18 protein-coding genes and 1 pseudogene are annotated in these 23,399 nt (G+C 36.8%); 17 read left to right on the plus strand and 2 right to left on the minus strand.

The annotated features are described in order from the left end of the window. Positions 1–237, plus strand: a pseudogene (locus IE867_RS14985) (hypothetical protein); the annotation flags it as partial. A gap of 30 nt (positions 238–267) precedes the next feature. Here IE867_RS14985 and IE867_RS09945 read toward each other — a convergent pair. Continuing rightward, positions 268–426: a hypothetical protein gene (locus IE867_RS09945; protein WP_192484575.1), complete on the minus strand. Its 159-nt coding sequence runs from the start codon at positions 424–426 to the stop codon at positions 268–270. Between the two features lie 721 nt (positions 427–1,147). Between IE867_RS09945 and IE867_RS14830 the strand changes: the two genes are divergently transcribed. After that, positions 1,148–4,231: a hypothetical protein gene (locus IE867_RS14830; protein ID WP_235998616.1), complete on the plus strand. Its 3,084-nt coding sequence runs from the start codon at positions 1,148–1,150 to the stop codon at positions 4,229–4,231. A 112-nt stretch (positions 4,232–4,343) separates the two neighbouring features. On the opposite strand, the gene IE867_RS09955 is transcribed toward IE867_RS14830, so the two are convergent. After that, positions 4,344–5,039 carry a helix-turn-helix domain-containing protein gene (locus IE867_RS09955; RefSeq protein WP_192484576.1) on the minus strand — a complete coding sequence of 232 codons (696 nt, stop codon included), beginning with the start codon at positions 5,037–5,039 and terminating at the stop codon, positions 4,344–4,346. A gap of 311 nt (positions 5,040–5,350) precedes the next feature. Between IE867_RS09955 and IE867_RS09960 the strand changes: the two genes are divergently transcribed. From IE867_RS09960 to IE867_RS10030, 15 genes are all read left to right on the plus strand, one after another. Further along, positions 5,351–6,190 (plus strand): DotH/IcmK family type IV secretion protein, encoded by an 840-nt coding sequence (locus IE867_RS09960; RefSeq protein ID WP_192484577.1) that lies wholly within the window; start codon positions 5,351–5,353, stop codon positions 6,188–6,190. Positions 6,191–6,192: 2 nt separating this feature from the next. Further along, entirely contained in the window at positions 6,193–7,338 is a 1,146-nt protein-coding gene (locus IE867_RS09965; RefSeq protein WP_192484578.1) for a DotG/IcmE/VirB10 family protein, read from the plus strand. Positions 7,339–7,372: 34 nt separating this feature from the next. Then, on the plus strand, positions 7,373–8,185 hold the full coding sequence (locus IE867_RS09970; RefSeq protein ID WP_192484579.1) for a hypothetical protein: 813 nt from the start codon (positions 7,373–7,375) through the stop codon (positions 8,183–8,185). Between the two features lie 26 nt (positions 8,186–8,211). Further along, positions 8,212–11,169 (plus strand): hypothetical protein, encoded by a 2,958-nt coding sequence (locus IE867_RS09975; RefSeq protein ID WP_192484580.1) that lies wholly within the window; start codon positions 8,212–8,214, stop codon positions 11,167–11,169. Continuing rightward, positions 11,169–11,639: a type IVB secretion system protein IcmW gene (locus IE867_RS09980; RefSeq protein WP_192484581.1), complete on the plus strand. Its 471-nt coding sequence runs from the start codon at positions 11,169–11,171 to the stop codon at positions 11,637–11,639. Before IE867_RS09975 ends, IE867_RS09980 begins: the two co-directional genes overlap by 1 nt. Continuing rightward, the gene (locus IE867_RS09985; protein ID WP_192484582.1) at positions 11,636–12,259 is read left to right on the plus strand and encodes a DotI/IcmL family type IV secretion protein; all 624 of its coding nucleotides are present in this window, start codon (positions 11,636–11,638) and stop codon (positions 12,257–12,259) included. Before IE867_RS09980 ends, IE867_RS09985 begins: the two co-directional genes overlap by 4 nt. 18 nt (positions 12,260–12,277) lie before the next feature. Continuing rightward, positions 12,278–12,745: a hypothetical protein gene (locus IE867_RS09990; protein WP_192484583.1), complete on the plus strand. Its 468-nt coding sequence runs from the start codon at positions 12,278–12,280 to the stop codon at positions 12,743–12,745. Then, positions 12,745–15,723 (plus strand): DotA/TraY family protein, encoded by a 2,979-nt coding sequence (locus IE867_RS09995; RefSeq protein ID WP_192484584.1) that lies wholly within the window; start codon positions 12,745–12,747, stop codon positions 15,721–15,723. Before IE867_RS09990 ends, IE867_RS09995 begins: the two co-directional genes overlap by 1 nt. Before the next feature lie 121 nt (positions 15,724–15,844). Beyond that, a complete protein-coding gene (locus IE867_RS10000; protein WP_192484585.1) occupies positions 15,845–16,861 on the plus strand; it encodes a hypothetical protein in 1,017 nt (338 codons plus the stop codon). 284 nt (positions 16,862–17,145) lie between these two features. Beyond that, entirely contained in the window at positions 17,146–17,319 is a 174-nt protein-coding gene (locus IE867_RS10005; protein WP_192484586.1) for a hypothetical protein, read from the plus strand. Between the two features lie 43 nt (positions 17,320–17,362). Then, the gene (locus IE867_RS10010) at positions 17,363–18,139 is read left to right on the plus strand and encodes a hypothetical protein (RefSeq protein ID WP_192484587.1); all 777 of its coding nucleotides are present in this window, start codon (positions 17,363–17,365) and stop codon (positions 18,137–18,139) included. Between the two features lie 19 nt (positions 18,140–18,158). Further along, positions 18,159–18,932 carry a 16S rRNA (guanine(527)-N(7))-methyltransferase RsmG gene (locus IE867_RS10015; RefSeq protein ID WP_192484588.1) on the plus strand — a complete coding sequence of 258 codons (774 nt, stop codon included), beginning with the start codon at positions 18,159–18,161 and terminating at the stop codon, positions 18,930–18,932. Then, a complete protein-coding gene (locus tag IE867_RS14990) occupies positions 18,892–19,200 on the plus strand; it encodes an integrase core domain-containing protein (RefSeq protein WP_225630024.1) in 309 nt (102 codons plus the stop codon). Before IE867_RS10015 ends, IE867_RS14990 begins: the two co-directional genes overlap by 41 nt. Positions 19,201–19,317: 117 nt before the next feature. Further along, positions 19,318–20,745 (plus strand): hypothetical protein, encoded by a 1,428-nt coding sequence (locus IE867_RS10025; RefSeq protein ID WP_192484590.1) that lies wholly within the window; start codon positions 19,318–19,320, stop codon positions 20,743–20,745. A gap of 805 nt (positions 20,746–21,550) precedes the next feature. Continuing rightward, positions 21,551–23,398, plus strand: coding sequence for an RCC1 domain-containing protein (locus IE867_RS10030; protein ID WP_192484591.1), 1,848 nt, complete (start codon positions 21,551–21,553; stop codon positions 23,396–23,398). Position 23,399: the final 1 nt, after the last annotated feature.

Consider the following 23,399-nt stretch of genomic DNA (forward strand, 5'->3'; position numbering starts at 1 on the left):
ATAAAAGATTATGCTGATATGCAAGAAGCCAAACGCTCATTAAAACGATACTTTGAGTTTTACAATTATGAAAGACATCATCAAGGTCTTGCGTATAAAAAACCAGCGGAGGTTTATTTCAACACTAGCTATAAAAACACTGATGCCGACGCATTTAAAGAGAAACTATTATCCGGCTTAAAACCAAACAAAAACATTTGTTTGAAGCCTATAGTTGATGAGTTGAATTTGCAGTAGAAAAATATCCCATTTTTATTGCAAAGTGGTCTAGACAATGGGGAGTACTTTAATTCGATTTAAGCGTCTAATGTAGTCACCAAATTTTCCTCTTAAGGCTGATTGTATTGCCACGTGTGAAATACCATAGCACATACCACCTTCATTAATTTGATATCCATTTGCTTTCATTAATTCTAAAATAGTCATTAATCACCCCATTATTAAATCATATAACTGTCTAATTTTTAACAATTTAATATTTCTATTCGTATCCATTATTATTCCTCATTGTCGATAATTTATGCACGCATGATAGTCTGCCCTAAAGTTGACAATGTAATAATAATTGGCTCGTAAAGCGGACAATATGATGAGTTTTTTGGTTTGAAAGCAATAAGTGAGCAATTTGTAAAACTAACTCACATCATGGAATGAGCTATTGATGACAAATACTTAGATGTAATAGGCGCTATATTTTGTAGGTAAAGTAGCCTTTGAGGATAACAGTGGAGCGGTGACTCAATTAGGGTTGTGGTTAACCAGAGGATACGTGAGGATGTATCTGGAAACTTCCAATTCTTATTCTTTAGGATATTCTGACTACCTAAATCATTGTGGGTTATCTAATCGGGGGGAGTCTGGTGCAGCATCTTATCGGGTGGAGAATGATCTTTTTCGTTCTAAAAGTAAAATGCTCATCATTGCAGTATCTTATGCGTAATAGTTGCTGTGGGGGCGATGCGATTACATAAGGTTTTCTGCAAATTAGCTATAGGACTAAGTGTCCGTAATTTGACTTATATATTTACGGTGATATGAAAAGGTTGGTAATGGCATCAAGCGCTGATAAATCAAAGCGCTTGTATGTTTAAAAGCAGATTGATAAATAATTTAAGTTGTAAATTAACAGAATATAAAGGGTGTTTTTATGAAAAAAGTTATATATATTATTTTAAGCGCATCTTTGTTAAGCGCTTGTGGCGGAGATGGAGTCGATGGAGAAAGGTCGTCTTCTGATTCTTCTCCTACCCCAACAAGTGTACTACCAACAACGTTACCATCACCAACAACGGTGCCATCACCAACAACGGTACGATCACCAACAACGGTACCATCATCAACAACGGTACCATCACCAACAACGGTAGCATCAACAACTATATCACCGGTGCCTAGCCCGCCATCATCTGTTCTAGCGCAAGCAAATCAGATCGTTACGCGAAATTACAATCCTGATCGATATATTGTGGATGTTGATGGATTTCGAGAAATTGAGTATGAATTTGAGATTATCCCAGATATCGTTGGAGGTGATCTTAGCGACTATCGCTTTGCTAATCAGATAGTTTCAACAGAGAATGCGTTGCATGTTGTAGCCACGCGACAAAATGGCAATCATCATTTTGTCACTGTAGCTTATGTTCCACAGATTAATGGACGTCAACAATATGATGCTACGCTAACGGTAACGGCTACCAATCCGATAACAGGACATGCAGTTAATACGACTGTCAATGTAACTGCACAAGATCCGTTTAATATTCAACTTATGCAGCATAGTAGGGCAAATGATCTAGCGCAGCTTTTTGACATGACCTTAATGGGTGGGATTGTTGGAGCTAATTTGCTGTCATTTAACAAAAGTTGGTTATATCGATCTGTAAATATTACTGAGCCTGGTCAACAGACTTGGATTGATAGATTTGGTGCTCAATATACCTTCCCATTCAATGTGCCGTTGATTCAGACCTACAATCCTGCTCAGTCATTATTCTTTAATCCAATCGCGATAAAAACAGAGGCGCAAAATGGTCATGTTATGTATTTTGTTGTGCAATATAAGCCGACAGATGCACAATTAATAGAAGAGTTAGGGGGGAGTGTAACTGAGCAGCAGTTTAATACCGCAATAAAATATCATAGCTTGTTTTCAGATGGGAGAGTTGGGCATCAAGCACTTAATTTAAATGCAACATTAACAATAGACGGTCAATCTTCATCTCATATTGCCGTTAATCCGCATGACGGAGTTTGGTCACCAGCAACGAACTTAACTGTATTAAAAAAGAAATTGTTTAATAATGACAGTAGTGTAACCGTATCGTCTTTGAGTAATATTTCAAATCACCCAGGGCAAGTGATTCATGCGGTGCATGTTTTATTGAATGATGAAGATTTTTCAGCAATTGAACATATGATGGGTCTTAATGGCGTCAATATTTCTCAGCAGTTCTACAGCAGGAGTCTACATACTTTACCTGAAGCATTACAAGAGGGAGTTAACCGTTATAGACAATTATTCCAAGATTATGAAATAGTAGCATCAGAAGACGTGCGACCAGCAGTGTCAACAGAGTCAGAGATTTCTCAGGGGGAGTCATCAGAAGTAGGCTTGCCAGAACCCTCAGTTGTAGTGGCATCAACTGAGGTCACTCAAGGCATGTTAGATGCTGTCGATACTAATTTTGCTGGAACAATTTATATGGGCTTTGATGATACAGATAAGGGGCTATTATTTAACTATGCCCGTGCGGTCGGAGTTACTCTATCTTCAACTACATTTAATAGTTTAACGGAAGATGATTATAAAAATGCATTCGCGCATCTGTGGCATCAGACACCACAAGCCATAAAAGATACACTAGCAGGTAATAGCTTTCCTGCTTCAGCAAGCGTATCTCTAATGCATGGACATTATGAGCTTGAAGCTAATAAGACACATGATCAAAATGCGCTTAGGGCAAATCAAACAAATTTAATGCATGGGCTAGATAATCACAATAATAGTACTCATCAATATCCTGTCTATCAATACAATACTAGTCAACAAAACAACTATGAAACGATTGTGGCTAACTATGATGCTAGTCATGGAGTCGTTAATGGTATTTTATATCAAAATTTATTTTCTCGGGATATTTATCAGGCACTAAATGCGATAACATTACCAACTGTCGCTGATGATGAATTCTCCAATCAGATATCTCGATGGATGAGGTATATAGCCCCCACTACAAGAATGTCGTCAATGAGTCAATCTCTGGGATTAAGTTCTACTGCTGATGATAATCCTACTGGCAGCATTAGCCTGACACAAAGTCTTAAGGAAAAGTATTATTTAGTTTCACAGCGTGTTCCTGATGCAATTATTGCGCATCAACAACCATCGGATGAGGAAAAAAAGGCATTATTTATAGCTAATTATAATGACTTATTTGCTGACGGCTCAGATTTTGAATCAATACGTTCTCGTTCACTGACTTTGGAAAGCTTAAGTGATATTGTCTCATTTATAAATGATAACAATTCGCTTAACACAGAAATACAAAGATTATGGTCTGAAAGTGTAAGAAGTTTATGGGTGGGACAGGCCTATAATTGCTTGGATGGCTGCAATGATGGAAAGCACCAAAAACTCAATCAGGTCATTGCAAGCATTCCTGCTGATGTGTTAGGGGATATTGTTGCAGATCTTTATTTGCCACGACTAAGCATACTGCCAAAAATCGCACATCTTCTGTCGCAATTCAAAGCGGATTTGTTAGAAAGTAAATTATTGCAAATTATTCCTGATACTGGAGACGAAGCAAATTTATACAAGCGCATTCAGGCTAAGATTGAGCTTGGAAAAATTACTAGTAATCCGACTCAAATTCCAATTGTAGATTATCCTTTGATGCTGCCAGGTAATCAATTGGATTCGATCAATATTTTGAACCAAATGCTTGAACATCCTAATCTTCGTGATGAGTTGATTAGTTATATTTATGCGCACTTTGAGGGAACTCCTGGTTTGGTGAATAGTACGATAGTAATCACAAAAGATGATCTTTTGCCTTTTAAATATTCATCTCAGGCAATTGCAGACTATGCAAATATAACTATGATGATAAACTATAATGATGCAGTTTATCTTAAAGACGTTTCAGGTATGCCACGTTTTAATGCTCATGAGGCATATAAGCGTAAGATGGCTGAAAATCTTTTACAGGTCTTAGCTATTATCAGGTAAATAATGAATCAGGAAAAAATTGAGCCTTAATTATCATCTCATTGTTCAGTTTAAATCGCACAACATCTCGCATAAGGGTGGATGTGCTTATTATACGAATCCGCCATGTACTTTACAACAATCCGCTGTAAAGCAAATGCTTGACATAATCATCCATCTGTGACACTTTGACGACTAACTCATATTTGTTTTTACAGTTGAGTTTATTAGATAAGTTGGCGATTATTTTCTCAATGGTTCTTGGTGAGCGATTTAGCTTAAGCGAAATTTCTTTTGCATTATATGTGCCGCTGTATATTTCTTTAAAACATTCTGTTTCAGACTTAGATAATGATATTCCATTTGATGGTAATGTTAATATCTCAGTATCAAGCTCAATCGAGTCAATTGCTTCACTCACTCGATAGTCCTCCCATAGTGATTTATATTTACAAAACCTATCTTGAATCTCACGGATAATTTCATTGAAATAATCATTATAAAGAGATGGTGCACATAGGACCTTACGATTTTCTGTAGAGAAAAAGAGTTTTGAAATACTATGGTCCTTATTGAGCTTAGTATGCATGCATGCTCCCATGTTATTATCCTCTAACAACTGTAAAAGACTCCACTTTGATGTTGGGTCTTTAATGAAGGCTAGTGTATCTTGATAAATGATGTTTTGTGGGAGCAATAACTGATTCTTATAAGATAAAAAAGGTGCCTTTTGAGGTGAGTTATGTGACCATGCATCAAGCAATTGATGTGCTATCACAGGGATAATAAAAGCTTCGCCTGATCGCAGTGTATGTGTATACATTAGCATAGATAGTTGTAGCTTCTTGGCTATTGACTGATTCTTGAGGGTGAGAGAAAAATTGTTTTCAAATTGCTTAGAGCATATTTCACGAATGCTGGGCATCTTATTTTCTAATCTGAGATGATTTCAGTATTTGTAGTTTATATCTCAAACTAAACCCGCCTATTTCATAAATGTTTCACGGATGAAATAATTGCATGTCTACGCATATATGGGATTTAAAAAGGTTAGTTTGATCGAAGCGCTGTTATGCGGTTGATGTTGTGGTGATGTGCTAAATAGACTGTGCAGAAATCAAGATACTTTTGGAATAAATAGTGCTTCCTTTAAAAAAGATATATTTATTTGCTATAGGCTTTCTACTTCTTAATTTCTGTCACGCAGGTCAGGATAGTAAAGTCAATACGATGGTCAATGCGATGTTCCCATTAACAGCAAAAGATATTCAAGAAGCTAAACCTGAAATTAGTGCTCGACAGCAGGCCGCTGCCGTTATGCCGTCTATGTCAAGTGTTGAAGGTGTGCAAAGAGTCGTTATGGCTAATACTGCTTTGGGTGAAAAAGGATCGCCTCCTAATGTGCGTTTGGGCGTAGGGGTTGTCAGCTCGGTCGTATTTACAGATGCTAAGGGTAAAGTATGGCCAATTAGCAGCTATGTAATTGGTGATGATGGCAATTTCAATGTTAATTGGGACAAAAAAAGCGGCATTTTAATGATGCAATCAAAAAAGCCTTATGCCAATACTAATATGTCGGTGATGTTACAAGGAAGAGCTACGCCAATTACTTTAATGGTGCAATCAACCCAAAAAGAGTGGGATTACGAGCTTTATGTACGTGTGGCGGGCAATACTCAAGACAATGAATTGTCATCTTTTTCAGAGCAGCCATCATATATGTTGAGTCTACTTTCAGGTATTTCGCCGCAAGGCGCTAAAAAGCTTAAAACGTCAGACGTAAGTGGAAGAAGTCAATTTTGGCGTTATCAAGATCACTATTTGATCTTGACCTCCGGTACACTTATTTCGCCACGTTATATTAGACACATCGAAGACAAGAGCTCAGGTGTAGTCAATGTCTATGAAATTAATGTTCTACCACAAGTGTTGATTTCAGATGATGACGGTTTGCATAAAATAAACATTGAGGATCAATAGTTATGTTGCGTTTTTTAAAAAACCATCCAAGACTAAGAGTATTGCTGATTATTATCACGGTATTCGTGATTTCAATTATTATGCTGATCTCATGCGGTAAATCACGCCAGACTTATTTAACGTCAAGCATACATCTCAATAAAGAAGAAGATTATCAAGTAAGTGGCGTTGAGGATGTCGCTAGAAAAAAACTTATTGAGCATCATAAAGAAACGCATTATAAAAATGCGACTGAAAATCATGCAAGTTATATTGAGGGTGTTTTTTCAGGAGGGAAGCGGCAAGCAGGCAGACAAGAGAATAAACCGGAGCCTATTGATAATGATGGCAGGATGGAGCCTGTGGAATTTTACAAGCAGAAAGCGCGTGAAAAAAAATCTCTAAAGGGTGGAGATGTTCAAGACTCAGTTTATGGTAATAGCATGACAAAAGCTCAACTTGAATCGCAGCAGAAAAATTTTGAAATGATTCTTAAATCTTGGAATAAAAGACCTATGATGAGTAAAAACAATGCAGTTGTTGAGCGCAATCAAAGTGAACTTACTAATGGCTTATCAGCACTTGATAAGCTTAAAAAAAGGCTATTTAAAGCCGGTGATATTCAAATTGCTGTTATTGATACAGCTGTAAATAGTGATCAGGAAGGAACACCTGTTTTAGCAAGAATTGTGGTAGGTCCTTATAAAGGGGCTAAATTACTAGGTGGTTTTGTGCGCAAAGAAGATAAGCTGGTGATTCAATTTAATACTCTATCGATTGCAAACCGCCCAACAAGTATTGAAATTAATGCATATGCTATAGATCAATCTACGGCACAAACAGCACTTGCTAGCGATGTAGATCATCATTATTTATTGCGCTATGGCAGTTTATTTGCCGCTTCCTTTTTGGATGGTTTTGGTAATTACTTTACCAATTCACAGATGAATAATCAGCGAATGTGTTATTGGGATAGCACAAGTAATAAAACAGTATGTATTGGTAATGAAGCAGATTTAACAGCAAAAAATGCGGCATATGCGGGCGTCGGTAAAATTGGATCAGCCCTGAGCAAATCGGTTGCGAAGGAATTTGATCGTCCACCAACGGTAACAATAGATCAAGGTTCTGCTATAGGTGTATTGTTTATGCGTGATGTGAGTGAGTAATTTCAATTAATAAATAAAAGCTAGGATATTGTTTATGAGTAATTTTGATTTTGATGATAAACCTGAGAGTAAAGGTCATGGAGAAAACCCTCCTGGTCAGCCGTTGTCTGACCAGGAGGAGCTGCTTATTCAAGAAGGGAAAAAGCGATTGGCATTTAAATTTGAAAAAATTTACTTAGCGTATGTCGTTATTGCCATTGCGTTTATGATTGGTGCTTACATTATTCTAAGCACACTATTTTTTAATGATAATAAGCGCAATGAACAAAAAACAGCAATAAGACAACATCAAACGCTTAATGCTGACTTTGTTGAAGTGAAACCAAAAACGGCAGGCAATAGCTTTGACCGGGAGAAGGTCAATCATCTAATGGCAGGTGAATCAATCAATTTAAATAAGCTATCTGATAATACAAAATTAATGACTGACAAAGTTGATGATTTTCAGCAAAAGATGACGAAAGAGTTACAGTCATATGAGCAAAGAAGTATTGACTTAGCGAAGCACATTAAAGTAATTGAAGCCAAGCAAAATGAGGTGCTTAAGTTAGTCAGTGGTTTTGAATCGATATTAATTAAGTTGAGTAAGGACAAAAAAAGTGATGAGTTATTTCCACTCATCCATTCACTTGAGCAACAGTTACAGTATATGAATGCTAAAGAGCATAATTTGGCAGAGAAGCTCCAATTAACAGCAGTTGTTGATGGTATCGCATGGTTTGAGGATAAACAAGGGCACTCACTGTCAGTCAAGCAAGGGCAAACACTTGATGGTTATGGCAAAATTATCAAAATTGATGCTTCAAGTGCTCAGGTATATACCTCTTCAGGGTTTGTTTTTAAATAGTTTCTTGAAATTTGATGTAGGTTAAGATGATCAATATGCTATATAGCGCAATCGAAAAATGTTTTGCGTGGGTTAATTATTATGGTAAAAAAGAGAGCGCAAGCTATTGTGAACTTGAAAGTGCTGATGATGAGTTCACATTGATCGCCAAAGATGGAAGTTTGTTATCAATCCTTGAATTTGATGGTGTGAACCATTTGGTCGGACATGATGAGTATAGCTATTTATCTGAGCAGTTGACGATGGTATTAGCGCCATTCTTGCAAAAACAAGGGATTACTATCAAGTGTGTTTTTCGTCATGATGTGGCGGGTGTGTATGAGTATGTAAATGATTTATTACTTGGTTCAGAAAAAACTTCTCAACGGATCAAATTGAATTTTAGTGATTTGTATGCGCATAAGAAAAGGAAATTAGAACAGACATGCGCCTTAGAAAAATGTTATCTATGTATATGGACCTCCCCTAGTGTATTGTCTAGTCAGGAGACTAAAAATGCATATAAGAAAAAAGCGCAAAAATTTAGTAGTCATATTTTAAAAGTGTCTGCCAAGACTCAGCATTTTTTACATGTCATTGATGAAGTGCGAACACAGCATCAAAGTTCAATATCTATTTTAATAGAGTCTTTTAATGCCCTTGGCTTAAGAATTGAAAAGTTAGCGCTATCAGAAGCATTGCCTGTGATCAAAAATCAAATCAGTTATCAATCCAATGCAGGAAAGTGGTGTGCTGCTTTGCCGGGTGATAAATTATATCCAATTGCAGATACAACGGATTGGTCCACTTGGTTGTGGCCAAGCTTGGCTTACCAGCTTTATAGTGATGAGGCTAAAAATAACAATATGTCTGACTGTGTGATAGGGAATCATCGTTATGCATCGGTCACGATCAGTCTGTTTCCCCAAGTAGTACAATCATTTGATAAACTTTTTCTGCAATTGAAAGAATATGATATGCCTTGGCAAGCCTGCTTTTGTTTAATGGCAAATGGCGTCAAAATTACCCAAGCAAAATCTTTATTAGCAAGGTTTCTGACATTTACTTCGCATGAAAATCGATTAATTTGTAATGCGCATGAACTGCTTAAAAATATCAGTGAGAATACGGATATTCCGATTCTTAAGTTTTCTATCAATTTCATTACATGGTCTCATAAAGATGATACCATTGGGTTTCAGCGACAGAAATCTGCACTTACTAAAGCAGTTCAAAGTTGGGGGGGCGCGCAAACCACTTCAAACTTTGGTGATCCTTTTAATATTCTGCAATCAAGCTTGGTGGGTGTTAATAAACGTTCATTACCTTGCGCTGTTGCTGCACCGTTGAGTGATGCGGTAAAGCTGATGCCTTTTTTTCAGCCAGCAACTTCCTGGCAAACAGGGGCTACGCTTTTTTGTACATCAAATGGTAAATTATGGCCATATCAAAGCGGGTCATCACAGCAAATTAGCTGGATTGAGTTAATTTATGCCAGATCAGGTGCTGGGAAATCAGTACTGTTAAATGCCTTAAATTTATCGGCATGTGTAAAGTCTGGGCTAGAGGAATTGCCTTACTTGGTGGTATTTGATATTGGACCGTCATCCAAGGGGTTAATTGATTATGTTCAGGAAGCCAGTGGCGACAAAGACGTTGCTGAGCATCATTACTTCACTTTTTCACACAAGGATGCGATTAATCCTTTTGACACTTATCTAGGTGCTCGAATACCTTCTCAGTCGCATAGAAACTATTTGGTGAATTTATTATCTGTTTTATTGCTTGAAGATATGAGTAAGTCTTTGCCAGAGGGTTTTGATGCTTTATTGAAAATGGTGATAGAGGAAACTTATATTCAGCATGATGATCAGCATCAGCCCAAAAGCTATCAAAGAGGCTTAGTGCCTGAGGTTGACAAGTTGGTAGAGAATCATGAATTGATATCTTGGTGGCAGGTTGTGGATTATTTATTTGATCAGGGGCATATAGACTTAGCTAAGGTAGCTCAACGTTATGCAATGCCTATTTTATCCGACTTAATTACTGCGGTTAACCATGTGAGTATTGCTGATTTATATCGGGATATTAGCTTAGCAAATGGCGAGAATTATATTCAGTATTTTTGTCGAAATATCACTTCAATGATCAAAAGTTTCCCATCATTAAACATGGTTAGCAACCTTGAGGTTAAGGCTAAGGTTGCCGCTTTTGATTTATCAGCTGTAATGTCAGGTGTATTGGCGACAGAAGTTAGAACATCAGTGGTTGCTTATATGCTGGTACGTCACGTGACAGCAAGCTATTTTTATCTCAATGCTGCAGATTTAGAAAGCATAGCCCAGATTTATCAATCATATCATCAATCTCAGATCAAAAATATTTTAACGATACCAAAGCGAGTTGTGTTCGATGAATTTCATCGTATGCAGGGGTGTGAGCCGATTATGCGACAAGTTCTAACCGATATGCGTGAAGGAAGAAAACATAGTATTCAGATTACGCTAGCATCACAATCTTTAAGTGATTTCAATCCTGTGATGTTAGAGTTTGCAACATCTGTTTTTATCTTAAGTGGAGGCAACCAGTCCTCCATAGAAAAAACCAAATCACATTTTGGCTTGAATGATACAGAGACATCAGCACTTAAAACATCTGTACATGGTCCTTCCTCCAGAGGAATGAATTTTATTGGTCAATTTCACACAAAAAATGGTGTGAACACACAGTTGCTTAATTTGACATTAAGTGCTTATGAAATCTGGGTATTTACAACAACGTCCGAAGACTGTTATCTCAAACAACGTTTGATTGAGTGTATTGGTGTTTCTAGTACGCTATCTATTCTTGCTGCACATTTTCCAACAGGAAGCGCCAAGCCTTACTTAGAGTCTCAGACAAATATCTATAAAGATCAAAGTGCTAAAGCAATTACCGAAAAGCTAGTAAATGAGATGGTTGAGAACTTCTATAAAGACGGCTATCAAAATGACAAGGAAATATAATGACGATAGAAAAACAGCAAAGTGATCTTCAGCGTCAAGTGATTAGTTATTGGCATGGCTTTGGTAGTCAATATATCAGTGATCTATTGATCGGGTTCGATGTCAAAGAGACGTTACAAGCAACTTGCCTGATTGATGATAAAACATGGCGTAGCTTAGAAAGTTTTTATGAGATGATGCTCGATTTAGACTCAGGGTCTATTAGTGCACAGGATATGGGGTATTTGGCAGGTATCTTCGAGCAACTACCCACAGCAGTTATGATGTATTTTATGCAAAATATTTATCAAAAAAACAAGCCGCTATTTCAAGCAATTTATCAGGATATCTATTCAGACAAAAAATTTACTGAGTTATATGCGCGATGTTTAAGCTTTGAAAAGTTAATTATTTTATTGCGTGCGTTTGATGGAACGCGGATGGAATTATTTGAAAAAGTTGTCAAAGCGTTATCCGAGGGGTATCAATGAAAAACAATACACTAAAAATTATTGCTGAAAGAGCAGATTTTTACAAAAAAAACTTCAGATTGATGATTAATACATTATTAGTCAGTGGATTAATGAATTTCTTACTGGTTGGATATATTATCTATGACTTTACAACACATACTACGTATTTTTTAGCTGTTGATGATAAGGCATCTGTTAAGTCTTTAAAAATGACCTCAACACCTGAAGTTACCCGAGATATGGTGATCAATTGGGTGAGTTTAAATGTGACGAAGTTATTTCAGTTGGACTTTCTCAACTATAAAAATCAGCTTTTTGAGCTTAAAGGATTATTCACGTCAAGTGCATGGCATGAGTTTAACAGAGTTACGCTAAAGGAAATTGAATTATTATCTGCAAACAAATATGTCTCAAGGGCATCTTTAATCGCAACGCCTGTAATAAATGCTAAGGGGCATATCAATGGTGTCAAAAGTTGGAAAGTAACCGTGCCTATGATGATTACTTATTCTGCTGATAGTGGTTTGCTCAGTAAAAAAATTATATTAACCCTAACTATACAGCAAAACTTAGATGCAAATAGCATCAATAGTACAGCGTTATCTATTGTGCAAATTGTTCAAAAAGACGATAAGTAATGATAAGGGAGCATTAAAATGATACTAAGCAAAAAAAAATCCAATCAAGTCTCAAAGGCTAAAAAGGTACGCTTTAGGCGCACAAAGAAAATGTTTTTAGCAGAGAGCTTTAAAAAGCAGCATGTATATCTTACAAGTATGCTCAAGAAAGTTTTCATGATTAAAAAGCCAAAATCAAACATGTCATATGAGGATTTACCAACTATTGGCGTTGATCATAAAAAACAAGTTAAACTAATTAAGCGTTTTACTTTGCTGTACAGAGTGTGCATGGCATTAGCAATTATCGATTATTTCTATGCGTTGTACTTACTTATTTATGCAGATGGCGTGCTCGTATCATTTGTTTGTTTTTCGCTATTATTACTGATTTTAGCCAATGCTTTTAAATATCATTTTTGGCGCTACCAATTGTTGCGCAAAAAACTCGGCTGCTCATTTAAGGAGTGGGCACTTGATCTTGTGTCTAAAAGGAGCAGTTGCTGATGAGTGCTAGTGTAGAGAGCACGTATACTGCTTGGAAAGTTATTCAGGAGTTATTTGGTTTTAGTCAACCAAATGCTGCTGCCACTTTGGTGGGAAATTATAGTGATGTTGCGATTCGAACGCTGATTTATCATTTTAACTGCGGTATCTTGATGGCAGTTATTGCAATTTATGCCTTTATCCTTGTTGTCGGTACGATTAATACCGCAAGAGATGGTACCTTCTTGGGGAAGAATTGGGATTCTTATTGGATCCCACTGCGTGTGATCTTAGGTTCTGCTGCCGCAATTCCATTAAAGTCAGGGTTTTGTATTGCTCAATACCTTATTTTTTTGTGTGTGTCACTGAGTATTAATTTTGCTAATAATGTTTGGCAAGGCACCTATGAAGGTTTGATGGAAAATCGCTCGCCGCCAGTAGCAAGTGTTGATATTGTTGATGGCATTAAGAGTAATTTAGCACTTTTCTTGTTATCTCGTTTTTCAAGTCATATTGCACAAAATTTGTTGAGCCTTGAAAAGGGGAAAGATATTGGCACTATCGACATGCAGACAAAGCTTGATCAGATTAGCATTGTGCAAGCAATTGATGCGATTGAAAAAACCAAGGCACCAATATATAAAGAGGGAAAGTATGAAGATTCATTGTTGTGGCGTATTAAAAAAACAATTGTGAACCGTGGTGATGCTGGATCACAAGTTTTTTACAGTCTAGAGCCTAATTTAAATGCCATCAACCAAATTAAACAAGGGAATTTACATTGGTCAAGTTTGGTGAAAAATGAGGGAAAGCCTGATAATAGTTTGTATCAACAATATAGTATTGCTAAGCTCATTAATAGCTATGATTTTAGAATTCCTTCAAGTGCTAGCAATGAACAGCAGCAGGAGCTCATTGATGCTATTAATGCCTATTGTGTGCCCATTGACAATAGAGATGGAAAGCAACGTTCGTGCAGTGATTTGCAAAGGGAATTTCAAAACATTTTTAATCAGCCTTTAGACTATGAACATTGGTCGGTAGATCCAGCAAACCTTTCGTTTCTAGCGTTGTTGCCATCATATATTCTTAATGCTTTGCAGAACAAGATAAAAGAAGATCAAAAAACAGGCTCAAAAACCAGCGAAGAATGGAAGAAGGAAGCTGGAGATTGGTGGAATGCCGATCAGAAATATTTGATTATCGATGATAATTTCTCAACTATTTTAAAAAATTTCTATGATAAGTTTAATGTTTTTGAACAGTTAAGTTCGCAATTTCAAACAAATAATCTCGCATTAAACAAGAAAGAAATAACCATAGAGTATTATAAAAATAAATACTCTATTGAAAAGCTATTAAAAAACTTACAAGAGGGACGGATCAATTACACAACAGTAGTAGATGGTGAGTCTTGGAGCTCTGACAGCTTAAAGACGGAGAAAGTGGATGTTTCTCATGTGAATAAAGATACTGATAGTGACAAATATATTTCAGTAGATATGTCTAAATTTAAACAACATATCATCAATGCGCTAAATATAGGTAATAATATGGATTTAGCAAATAGTAGATGTAATGCACTATATCATCTTTTGTTAGCGCCGCAAAAAAGTTCGAGCTCGAGCCAAAAATACAGTTGTGAGCAGTTGGTAAGTAAATTGGTTCCAAATTCTGTTTCTGCTGACTTTGGTAAATACTTTTTGGTGATTGATGCGGCGTTAAGCAATATAACAGCAAAGCCAAAATATAAGCTAGAGTATGCAACGGCATTATTGTATCTATTCAGAATTTTTCAGCTTGGCGGTGTCGGACTTTTTCAAGATGGTATACTTGTATCTGATTTAGCCAGTCCAGCAGAGAAGTTTTTAGATGGTATTTTCTCAAAAATGGGTATAAGTGCCAGTTCAGTAGGTGTTTTTAGTGCTTTATATAACATTGGGATGTCTGTTGACGGTAAACCAAGCCCTTTATCAACATTGCAGCAAATTCAAGCTGTGGGTAAATCAATTATCTCGTTAATGATAAATACATTGCAAGGCGTTGCAGGGAAAGCGCGTGATGCACTAAGAGATGTGATCATTGAAGTGTCGGTTTTGCAAGGTGCTACGCATGGTGTGGCTTTAGGTTTAGCAGCTGCTTCATTCTTTACGCCTGCATTAGCCGGTGTTGTTAGTTCAGTTGGAGATTTCGGCGCGCAACTTGCAACTATGGTTACAATGTCAAATTTAACGATGTCACTTATTTGGTTGCCGTTAGTATTTTTTATTTTGGTGACGCTATTTACTACGGCAGTTATCTTTGCATTGGTAATTCCGCTGACGCCTTTCTTGTTATTTTGGGCAGGGAAGGTTGCCTGGCTATTCTTACTGATAGAAGCAATAATCGCAGCGCCGATTATTGCACTAGGTGTGACGCATCCAGAAGGGCATGAAGTATATGGTAAATCTGAACCCAGTGTGCAGATATTGCTTAATTTAATTTTACGCCCAGTATTGATGGTTGTCGGTCTAATCATAGGTATTATTTTGACCTATTTACTGATCCGCTTTTCAGCGATTGGTTTTCATGGTGTTGCAACTCAGATCGCGAACTTTTATGGTGGTGCAGAAGCGGCAGGAGATAATTATGTTGCAGGGAGTTTAAATATTATGATGATGTTTATGTACGCCAACTTTATTGCGTTGGCTTTCTATAAATGTTTCTCATTGATATATATTCTGCCAGACAAAATATTGCATTGGGTTGGTGGATCGCATAATGAGCGTGCAGGTGAACAAGACCTGCAAGAAATGAAATCATCAGCAACTCAGTCAGCACAAGGTTTGGGGCAGTCGGCAACGCAAGTGTCTGAGAAGTATACTCAAGCAAAAACAGAGCAAATGCATGGTACTCAGCAGCTAGGTAGTTCAGCCAGTAAAGTGCTAGACAATAGTGCGGAATATCGGCGTGAACAGAAAAAGAATAAGCCAAAATCTTCGAGGGTGGAGATTAAATAAAAGGTGAACCAGACCCAGGCGGCAATCATATAAATCTACCCAAGTAATTTAAATAGGACTCATAATGAAAAGCAAGAATTTTTATATATCCATCAGCAACCAAAAGAGGAAAATCTGTCATATGTTGTGTAACGGCTCTAATAACTGTTGTTATCGACTAATTTGGTTTATATGTGTTTTATTTAGCTTATTTAGCACAGTGCAATTGGGGGTGGCGTCAGATTATGGCGTGTTTTATTTTAATTACACTGGCTACAATGAAGAGGTTAAAACATTGAAAGTTAGATTTATGCCATATGACTATACTCGTGTGAAATATAAGGAAGGTGATAAAGACATAGAAGTAGAGTTTGAAAAAGAAGTTGAAAGTAGCAGTTATAATGCTAGTAATGAATTTTTTGAGTTTGAACCTTACGTAAAAGCGATAAAATTAGGTGAGCTTAAACCTTCTAGTCTTGATACTAGCGTCAAAAGGAAGTGGGGTATTAATGATGGAAATACTACTTTTGGTACGGGTTTACCTGAGCGTTACTATTATATTATGAAAGGGACACTAACATTTATAGTTAATAATGACAAACAGTATAAACTTGATAATATTATTCTGCTAAAAAAAGCCGGTCCCACTAGCGCGCTCATGGGAGGGGATAGCTGCAAATATATTCCAAAAGATAAAGGTGCTATAACGAGTAATGTGATTGCTTGTGCTACAACAACAGGTGAAATGGTATATCTTAGGACTGGAAGTTCAGACATTAGAACATTGGAGGTTGATTTTAATAATAAAATGGTTCCAGGTATTAGTCTTTATAGTGTCGGTTTAGGTAGAGTCTCATTAGGCTCATGTGCGATGAAAGCAGGCTCTGCTCTAGTATTAAGATGCCCCAAAGATCAACCCTACTCTAGACATATTCTGGTGCGTTTTAGTAATATTTATCAAAGTTGCCGAATAAACATCCCAGAAGGCAGCATGATTCCAGATAGTGATAGTATCGATTGTGATGCAGGCATAGATTATGTCTATTATGATCATAAAATTGTTTTCTTATGTATTGACTCAGCAGGTAATAAGTGTCCATTAATCAAACCTGATTTGCTTAATGGCATTGACCCCTTGAGCTTTAAGTATATCTACTAGCTTCAGCCGAAAACTCATCAAAATGATGAGTTTTCGGCTGAATAATTGCATATCCTTTTTGCTGAGATATTATTATCTATAACAAAATGGCTATGGCCATATTTCTGCCCACTTTGATTGTGTAAGCGTTGGCTGAGCGTAAGTCGAAGCCTCTATGAAGTGTGGTTACTCACTTCGACTGATGCTCAGTGCATCGCTTCGACTTACGCTCAGGGTACGGTGAGCACTTGTGGCTGAATATTTAGCCTTAGCTAATAAAATAATGTGCAATTAGGAGAGTGCTAATGAATGCAAAAGCAAATGATAATACCAACCTCATAGAAGTATTAAGCAAATCAGATACTCAACAGCGAGTGAGTGAAATGTTAGACGCAATGGGAGGCAATAAAGAAAGCGATCGATATCAAAATTTATTTCATATGCAAAAAGAGATGCCTTCAATCGCTAACGAAAAGTAGCTGATTGTTGTATTAATCAATCAATTTCAAGAGGTATAGAGTAATGGATGCTAATCAGTCAAATGAGTCGACAAACATAGAGTCAATAGATGATGAGGATAAAAAAGAAAGTAATAACCAAGTTAATATTGAAAATTCTGATTTTACTCAATTTTTCAAACGCGAAGATATGGCTAAGTCACTAGCAAACGTTGTCAATCAAAAGAATCAAAAGAGCCAAGCGAATCAAAGTATTAAACTAACCTACAAAGAAGCTGTAAAAAATAAAGATAATAAAAATATCGAAAGTTATAAATATGAAGCAATAATGGGTGCTGAAAAAACGTATGATCTATTAATAACAAAAACTGATAATGGGCTAAAAATCACAGGTGAGTTTGCTGATTTATCTCCACAGGATTTTGCGATGGGAGCCCTTCAGTTAGTCCAGGTTCTTCGCAATCATCAAATCAATAAGTTAAAAGAAGATTTGAAAAATAAACTACAGAATTGTAAGAGTAATAATCAAGCAGAAGTTATTGCTGATTGGTTAAGGGGTAATGCTAAAAATTTCCCTGAGGTAAAGCTATCGATCCCTGCGATTCTTGATGGCAGCAATAAGATAGATAGACAAAAATATAAAGATATTCAAGAGGCTTATCATAACCAAGGCATAAAAGTAAAGTTTGATACCAAACTAAGTGACTTAGATGACGGGATGCGTGAAGAGCTGGAGGAGCTTAATGAATCAGGCTTATCGTCTGACAAGCTTAATGCATTTTATAACGCTGCAAATGAAGCAGCTGTAGAGAAAAAACAACAGAGCGTTGAGATGAACTAAGCAGCATAGAGGGAAACCAATGTCGGCAAAATTAATTAACCAGAGTATCAAAGTTGAAGCACAAGTAGCAGCGCTTCAAGAAAACTTTCGTCGAAAGCAGCCTTTTATCTATTATCTCAATTTAGCGCAAGCTGAAAAAGAACAAATAGCGCGTTATCAATCGGAATTAAAGCGCTTGATGGAGGAAATTAAGCGTGAGCAAATAGAGTTTAAGCAGTTAGCTTTATCGATTCGGCAGGATGAAATAACAGCAGATAAAAGAATGAGAGAACTGTTAGATGAGATCATAGCGCTTCATACTGAACTTTCTCAAACATATGAAGCATTTGATAAATATTATGATGAGATGTTAGAAGAAAAAAAGCATATGAATCTATCTGGATTAGGCACTGATGAGGGATGTGTTTTTGTACCAAATGTTTATCATATGAGCACGCAAGAAGTTGAGCATTTTGTTGATAGCGCATTAAAGCAACAGTTTTTTTTTAACGCTAACGAACAAGGAGAAAAAATGAAGCAAATTTTATGTGTAGATAGCAGTGAGCATGGTATCGCAAATGCGCTAAAAATTGGAGAGGAAATACAAAAACGTGGGCATAAGCCCTGTGATATTTTTTCACTTCAAATGATTAACAAACCTCAGCATGATAACAAGTGTGCAGATGAAACAATGTTGCATCAATTGTCCTGTTTATTTAATGATAATAAAATTTCAAGCTATCAAAGGCTTGATGAAAAGCTATTGCAGAAAGATGGTAGTGCTGTGGCTGAGATGCATAGCATTATCCAGTAGAGGTATTACTATTTCAATCGATGGTAAAGGGCGAGCTACTGATAACATTTGTATTGAGCGTTTTTGGCGTAGTGCGAAATGCGAGCGAATTTATCTTAATGAATATGGTTCTTTACCTGAACTTAGGTCTGATCTTACTGATTATATTGATTTTTATAATCACCGTAGATTTCATGAAAGTTTGGGATACAAAAAACCAATGAACGTGTACAAAGAAGGTGCTCTTGACTTTAAAAGTCAGGCGCAAAAAACATTGCAGGTTGCATGACATGTGTAGGAATAAGAATTTTTAAAAAACTGTATTGACACTTTGGGGTAGAATATCCAGCAAAGACCCTGCCGTTCAATAAACGCTAAATTAAAACGAAATAAAATGAGGAAAGAAATGACAAAAAAGATAAGATTTAAAAAGTTAGAAAAACCAATAGTCAAAAGCTCATCTGATGACAAAAGAAAAAAACCCAGGTTCGTTATCCCTCGCGAGCATGTAAATTCACATATCACTGAATTTTTTAATCTAAATCTGGAAGGTGGCTTAAACTTTACGTCCCATTTCGGAAAGAAAGATAAGGACTATAACTATGGACTGCGCAGGGATAAATCAATACCGGATTCTATGCCATCGATTAGTTCTTCTCAAGTAGAATTGATGCCGCAGGCGTCATCATCATTTGAGGATAGTGAAGTAGAGCCATATACAAAAGAGCATAAAGGATTAGTTAAAGAAGAATATACAAAAGAGATTCTTCAAAGTCAGCTTAAGCACCTTATAATGTCCAAAAAATCTGAACGCTCGGATAAATTTATAACTATAGTAGAAAGACCCAAGGCATTAAATGACTTGCTAGAAAATAAAAAAAGCGCCTTAGAACCAGATACCGATAACACAATAAAGATAGATGGGAAGGATTACTATATATTATCAAATTATAAACCTAACGAGAATGACAATGGATATTCTTTAGACGGATCGGTGATATTATTTAATAGTTCAGATACAACAAATCTGAGTGCAAGGTTTAAAATTGTTGATTTAAATGATACGAATGTCGCTACATCAACACAAGGTATATATGATAAAGAAAAAAAATTACTGATAGCTCCAGCTCACTATGCGAATAAATATGATGGCATTACAGCCCAGAACGACGACAACTTTAAAATAGCCAATAGTATATTAGAAAAATGTAAAACGTGGTTAAGATCGAATTTTGATGATAGAGAAGAAGATGTCTCAATCGTATTTCCAAATGCAGACACGAATTATAAGAAAAATAAAGATACTATGGAATATAACGAAAAGACGGGAATGGCAACACCTAATGTTTATGCTAACAATCTAAAAGACAGACAACAACAGAAGTTCAATCTTTGTGTAAGAGCCTCACAGGGACAGCAACCATATAATTTATCTAGCGCAATAAATTGTTTTGATATGCATGAAAGAGCATGTTCAGCTATTAATCCAGCGCACAACAGCGACAAAGAAAACGTTACATCTGATCATCGCTTTTCACACCTTACCTTACGCACTAAAAAAGGATTAGAAAAGTACTTAAGAGACCTCATCTCAAACAGTGAAATCAGTAGCAATATAAAAAATCATGCCTCAAAGCTATTAGACGAACTGAGTAAATCTTCATATCAATATCAGACTTATCTAAAGGATTATTTAAAATTCAGAGAGGATTACTCTAAAAACGTCGCATGCAAAAACAAGGAAAGAAGCAGAAGCAGTTCTCCAATGATATTCAACGAAGCAAGCAGCTCATCAGCTGCACCAGACGACGACATAAGTATGGATACACGGTAACAGGTACAGGTTTCAGTCGCAAACTGAACGTACGAACTAATAACAATCGTCAACCAAGCTGTCTATAATCAATGCCTAAAGAGAGCATTCCTAATATAGTTGTTATGCTACATTTTTATAAATACACTGCTTCACTAATTTCCCGTCTTGAGCCCACTAGTGTTACAATTTTTAAACACGCGAATATCTGACTGCTCTTGTTAAAGTTATATTTTATGTGGTATTAACCATCTCTAAAGTATTCGCGTATCTTAGATATGTGACACTAGTTACTTGCTAAAGAAGTTCTAAGTTGCAACACTCTGTGTGCAGACTCTCGATTCCATTGCTGTAGCGTCCCCAACTATTTGGCGTCAATAATCCCACGGTGAATGCGGAGATGATTCTGGCTATTTTTAGATCTCTTGTCTTATCCGGTTAAGAAGGCAGGAATGATTTGTATGTTAAATTAAAGTGGTTGCCTGCTTCTACTATTTGCTCTTCAAATAACGGCCATCTGGACTTCGCTAGCACGCTGTTACATCCAACTTTATATGGCTCTTAACTGCGGTTTTTGTCTCGCACTGGTTGCGTAGTTTGAGAGCTCCTTATACGCACAAAAGGGCAGATTTGAAAAGATACTCTTTAAATGGTTTGCGGACGGTACATATTTTCATAGAAGTGCAATCTCCTGTTCCCTAATTATCAAAATGTCCGTCAGACAATCAGATTTATTTTTTAACAAGAACGGTTATGTAAAATCCTCCTGTGTGTACAGCAGTTGCAATGTCTTATTGCTAAAAATCAAATTGGAGAGATTTAAAAAATGACATCGATAAAGATTAAGCCGATCATATTAAGTTTGAGTGTGGCAATACTAGCTGGTTGTGGTGGCGGAGGTGGGCAGTCAAGTCAACCTTCACCTGTTAAGCCAAGTGTCAAAGGAGCGATAAATGCCCCAGCGAGGATGGTTGAAGGAGAGACTTATTCAGTTGGTGTTTCATTAAGTTCAGCAGATCATAATCTCACGGCGGGGGCAGTGGATGGTAACTATAATGTATCATTAAAAGAAAATAATGGACTCATCAGTTGTATGCCCACACAGCATCAAATGAAAGTGGGAGAGAGCTTTAATTTTAGCTGTACTGTTAGTGATGAAAATGCTCAGCAAGCTAAGCTTGAAGTTTTTGCTGATAGTGATGATGTAGGTTCAAGTACGATTTCATTGATTGAAAATATAGCGCATGTAAGCGTTATTGATGATCAAGGGCAATCAATGGAGAAAATCGCTCAGGGCGAGCATGCACAGCTTGTAATAACGACTGATGTCGATAATCCTCAAGCTACCTATCAAATCGGATTACCAGAGAAATGGCAAATTTCCTCTGAAGATAGTCAGATAAAAGCAGGTCAATGTACTTTAGATAGCGATCATAAAAGATGTGACTTCCCTCTTGCTGTAGCCAGTGACGCTGATATTGGCAATCAAAAAATCACCCTTACTGACGTGGGTGAAAATAAAACCAAATTAGATCGTAAAGAGCTAGCAATTAGTGTTGTCCCGCAACCTATAAAGTGGAGTAGCATTAGTGCGGGCTTAAACTTTAATTGTGCCATCGATAGCGTTGGTCAACCCTATTGTTGGGGAGAGAACGTGTATGGTCAGCTAGGAAATAATAGTACTACTACTAGCTATATTCCAGTTAAGCCCAATCAAATAGAGGATATTACTTCACTTTCAGCAGGTAGCTTTCATGCTTGCGCTGTCAATAATTCAGGAGAGGCTTATTGCTGGGGGAAAGGCAAGAGTGGTCAATTAGGTAATGGTGATATCAAATCATCGCCAGAACCTATTAAGGTTAATCAAGATCGATCCGTGAAGTTTCAGATGGTTTCAAGTGGTGGAGAATTTAGCTGTGCGCTTGATCAGGACAAAAAAGCTTATTGTTGGGGTAGTAATAGTATGGGACAGCTAGGGTTAGGAACGACCACAAATATGAGCGAGCCCACAGTGTTATCATTTGGTTCAGAGCAAGTACTCAGTATCAGTGCAGGAACTAGTCATGCATGCGCGATAACACAAAGTACTACAAATGAAGCAAAGTCAGTCATGTGTTGGGGCTCAAATGCTCAAGGTCAGCTTGGCTTGGGTAATACAACTGCCAAAGTCCTAAGTCCAAAAGCAATGAATCTTGATGGTATCAATGCTAAGCCTGTTGTTGTCAAAGCGGGTAATCAGTATACATGCGTTGGTTTTGATAATAATACACTTTATTGTACCGGCTCTAATAAATATGGACAGCTAGGACAAAAAGATAAAATACCAACTAGCACAAATCACTTAATAAAAGTGGAAAACCTCGAAAATATACAAAGTTTTTCAGTGGGTAATTACCATACATGTGCGATGGATAATAACAATAAAGCATGGTGTTGGGGGACAAATGATAAAGGACAATTAGGCAATGGCACTTTTGATCAAGCAAATGTCCCATCAATGGTTATAGGTGACTCCTATAAAGCAATTGCTAATGGTAATCAACATAGTTGTGCAATTACACCGTCTGCAACTATTCAATGTTGGGGTGATGATAGTAAAGGTCAGTTGGGTGTTAATCCAGAGAGTATCTCAGATAAGAAATCAAATAAGCCGCTAGATATTGTAACGGCATAAC

It is taken from the genome of Cysteiniphilum marinum (genome assembly GCF_014857925.1).
Classification (GTDB): Bacteria; Pseudomonadota; Gammaproteobacteria; order Francisellales; family Francisellaceae; genus Caedibacter; species Caedibacter marinus.

What these genes read in the sequence shown, in the direction of transcription:
- IE867_RS09945 (WP_192484575.1), bottom strand. Translation starts at nt 426, where the DNA reads ATGACTATTTTAGAATTAATGAAAGCAAATGGATATCAAATTAATGAA.
- IE867_RS14830 (WP_235998616.1), top strand. Translation starts at nt 1,148, where the DNA reads ATGAAAAAAGTTATATATATTATTTTAAGCGCATCTTTGTTAAGCGCT.
- IE867_RS09955 (WP_192484576.1), bottom strand. Translation starts at nt 5,039, where the DNA reads ATGCTAATGTATACACATACACTGCGATCAGGCGAAGCTTTTATTATC.
- IE867_RS09965 (WP_192484578.1), top strand. Translation starts at nt 6,193, where the DNA reads ATGTTGCGTTTTTTAAAAAACCATCCAAGACTAAGAGTATTGCTGATT.
- IE867_RS09970 (WP_192484579.1), top strand. Translation starts at nt 7,373, where the DNA reads ATGAGTAATTTTGATTTTGATGATAAACCTGAGAGTAAAGGTCATGGA.
- IE867_RS09975 (WP_192484580.1), top strand. Translation starts at nt 8,212, where the DNA reads ATGATCAATATGCTATATAGCGCAATCGAAAAATGTTTTGCGTGGGTT.
- IE867_RS09980 (WP_192484581.1), top strand. Translation starts at nt 11,169, where the DNA reads ATGACGATAGAAAAACAGCAAAGTGATCTTCAGCGTCAAGTGATTAGT.
- IE867_RS09985 (WP_192484582.1), top strand. Translation starts at nt 11,636, where the DNA reads ATGAAAAACAATACACTAAAAATTATTGCTGAAAGAGCAGATTTTTAC.
- IE867_RS09990 (WP_192484583.1), top strand. Translation starts at nt 12,278, where the DNA reads ATGATACTAAGCAAAAAAAAATCCAATCAAGTCTCAAAGGCTAAAAAG.
- IE867_RS09995 (WP_192484584.1), top strand. Translation starts at nt 12,745, where the DNA reads ATGAGTGCTAGTGTAGAGAGCACGTATACTGCTTGGAAAGTTATTCAG.
- IE867_RS10000 (WP_192484585.1), top strand. Translation starts at nt 15,845, where the DNA reads ATGTTGTGTAACGGCTCTAATAACTGTTGTTATCGACTAATTTGGTTT.
- IE867_RS10005 (WP_192484586.1), top strand. Translation starts at nt 17,146, where the DNA reads ATGAATGCAAAAGCAAATGATAATACCAACCTCATAGAAGTATTAAGC.
- IE867_RS10010 (WP_192484587.1), top strand. Translation starts at nt 17,363, where the DNA reads ATGGATGCTAATCAGTCAAATGAGTCGACAAACATAGAGTCAATAGAT.
- IE867_RS10015 (WP_192484588.1), top strand. Translation starts at nt 18,159, where the DNA reads ATGTCGGCAAAATTAATTAACCAGAGTATCAAAGTTGAAGCACAAGTA.
- IE867_RS14990 (WP_225630024.1), top strand. Translation starts at nt 18,892, where the DNA reads ATGGTAGTGCTGTGGCTGAGATGCATAGCATTATCCAGTAGAGGTATT.
- IE867_RS10025 (WP_192484590.1), top strand. Translation starts at nt 19,318, where the DNA reads ATGACAAAAAAGATAAGATTTAAAAAGTTAGAAAAACCAATAGTCAAA.
- IE867_RS10030 (WP_192484591.1), top strand. Translation starts at nt 21,551, where the DNA reads ATGACATCGATAAAGATTAAGCCGATCATATTAAGTTTGAGTGTGGCA.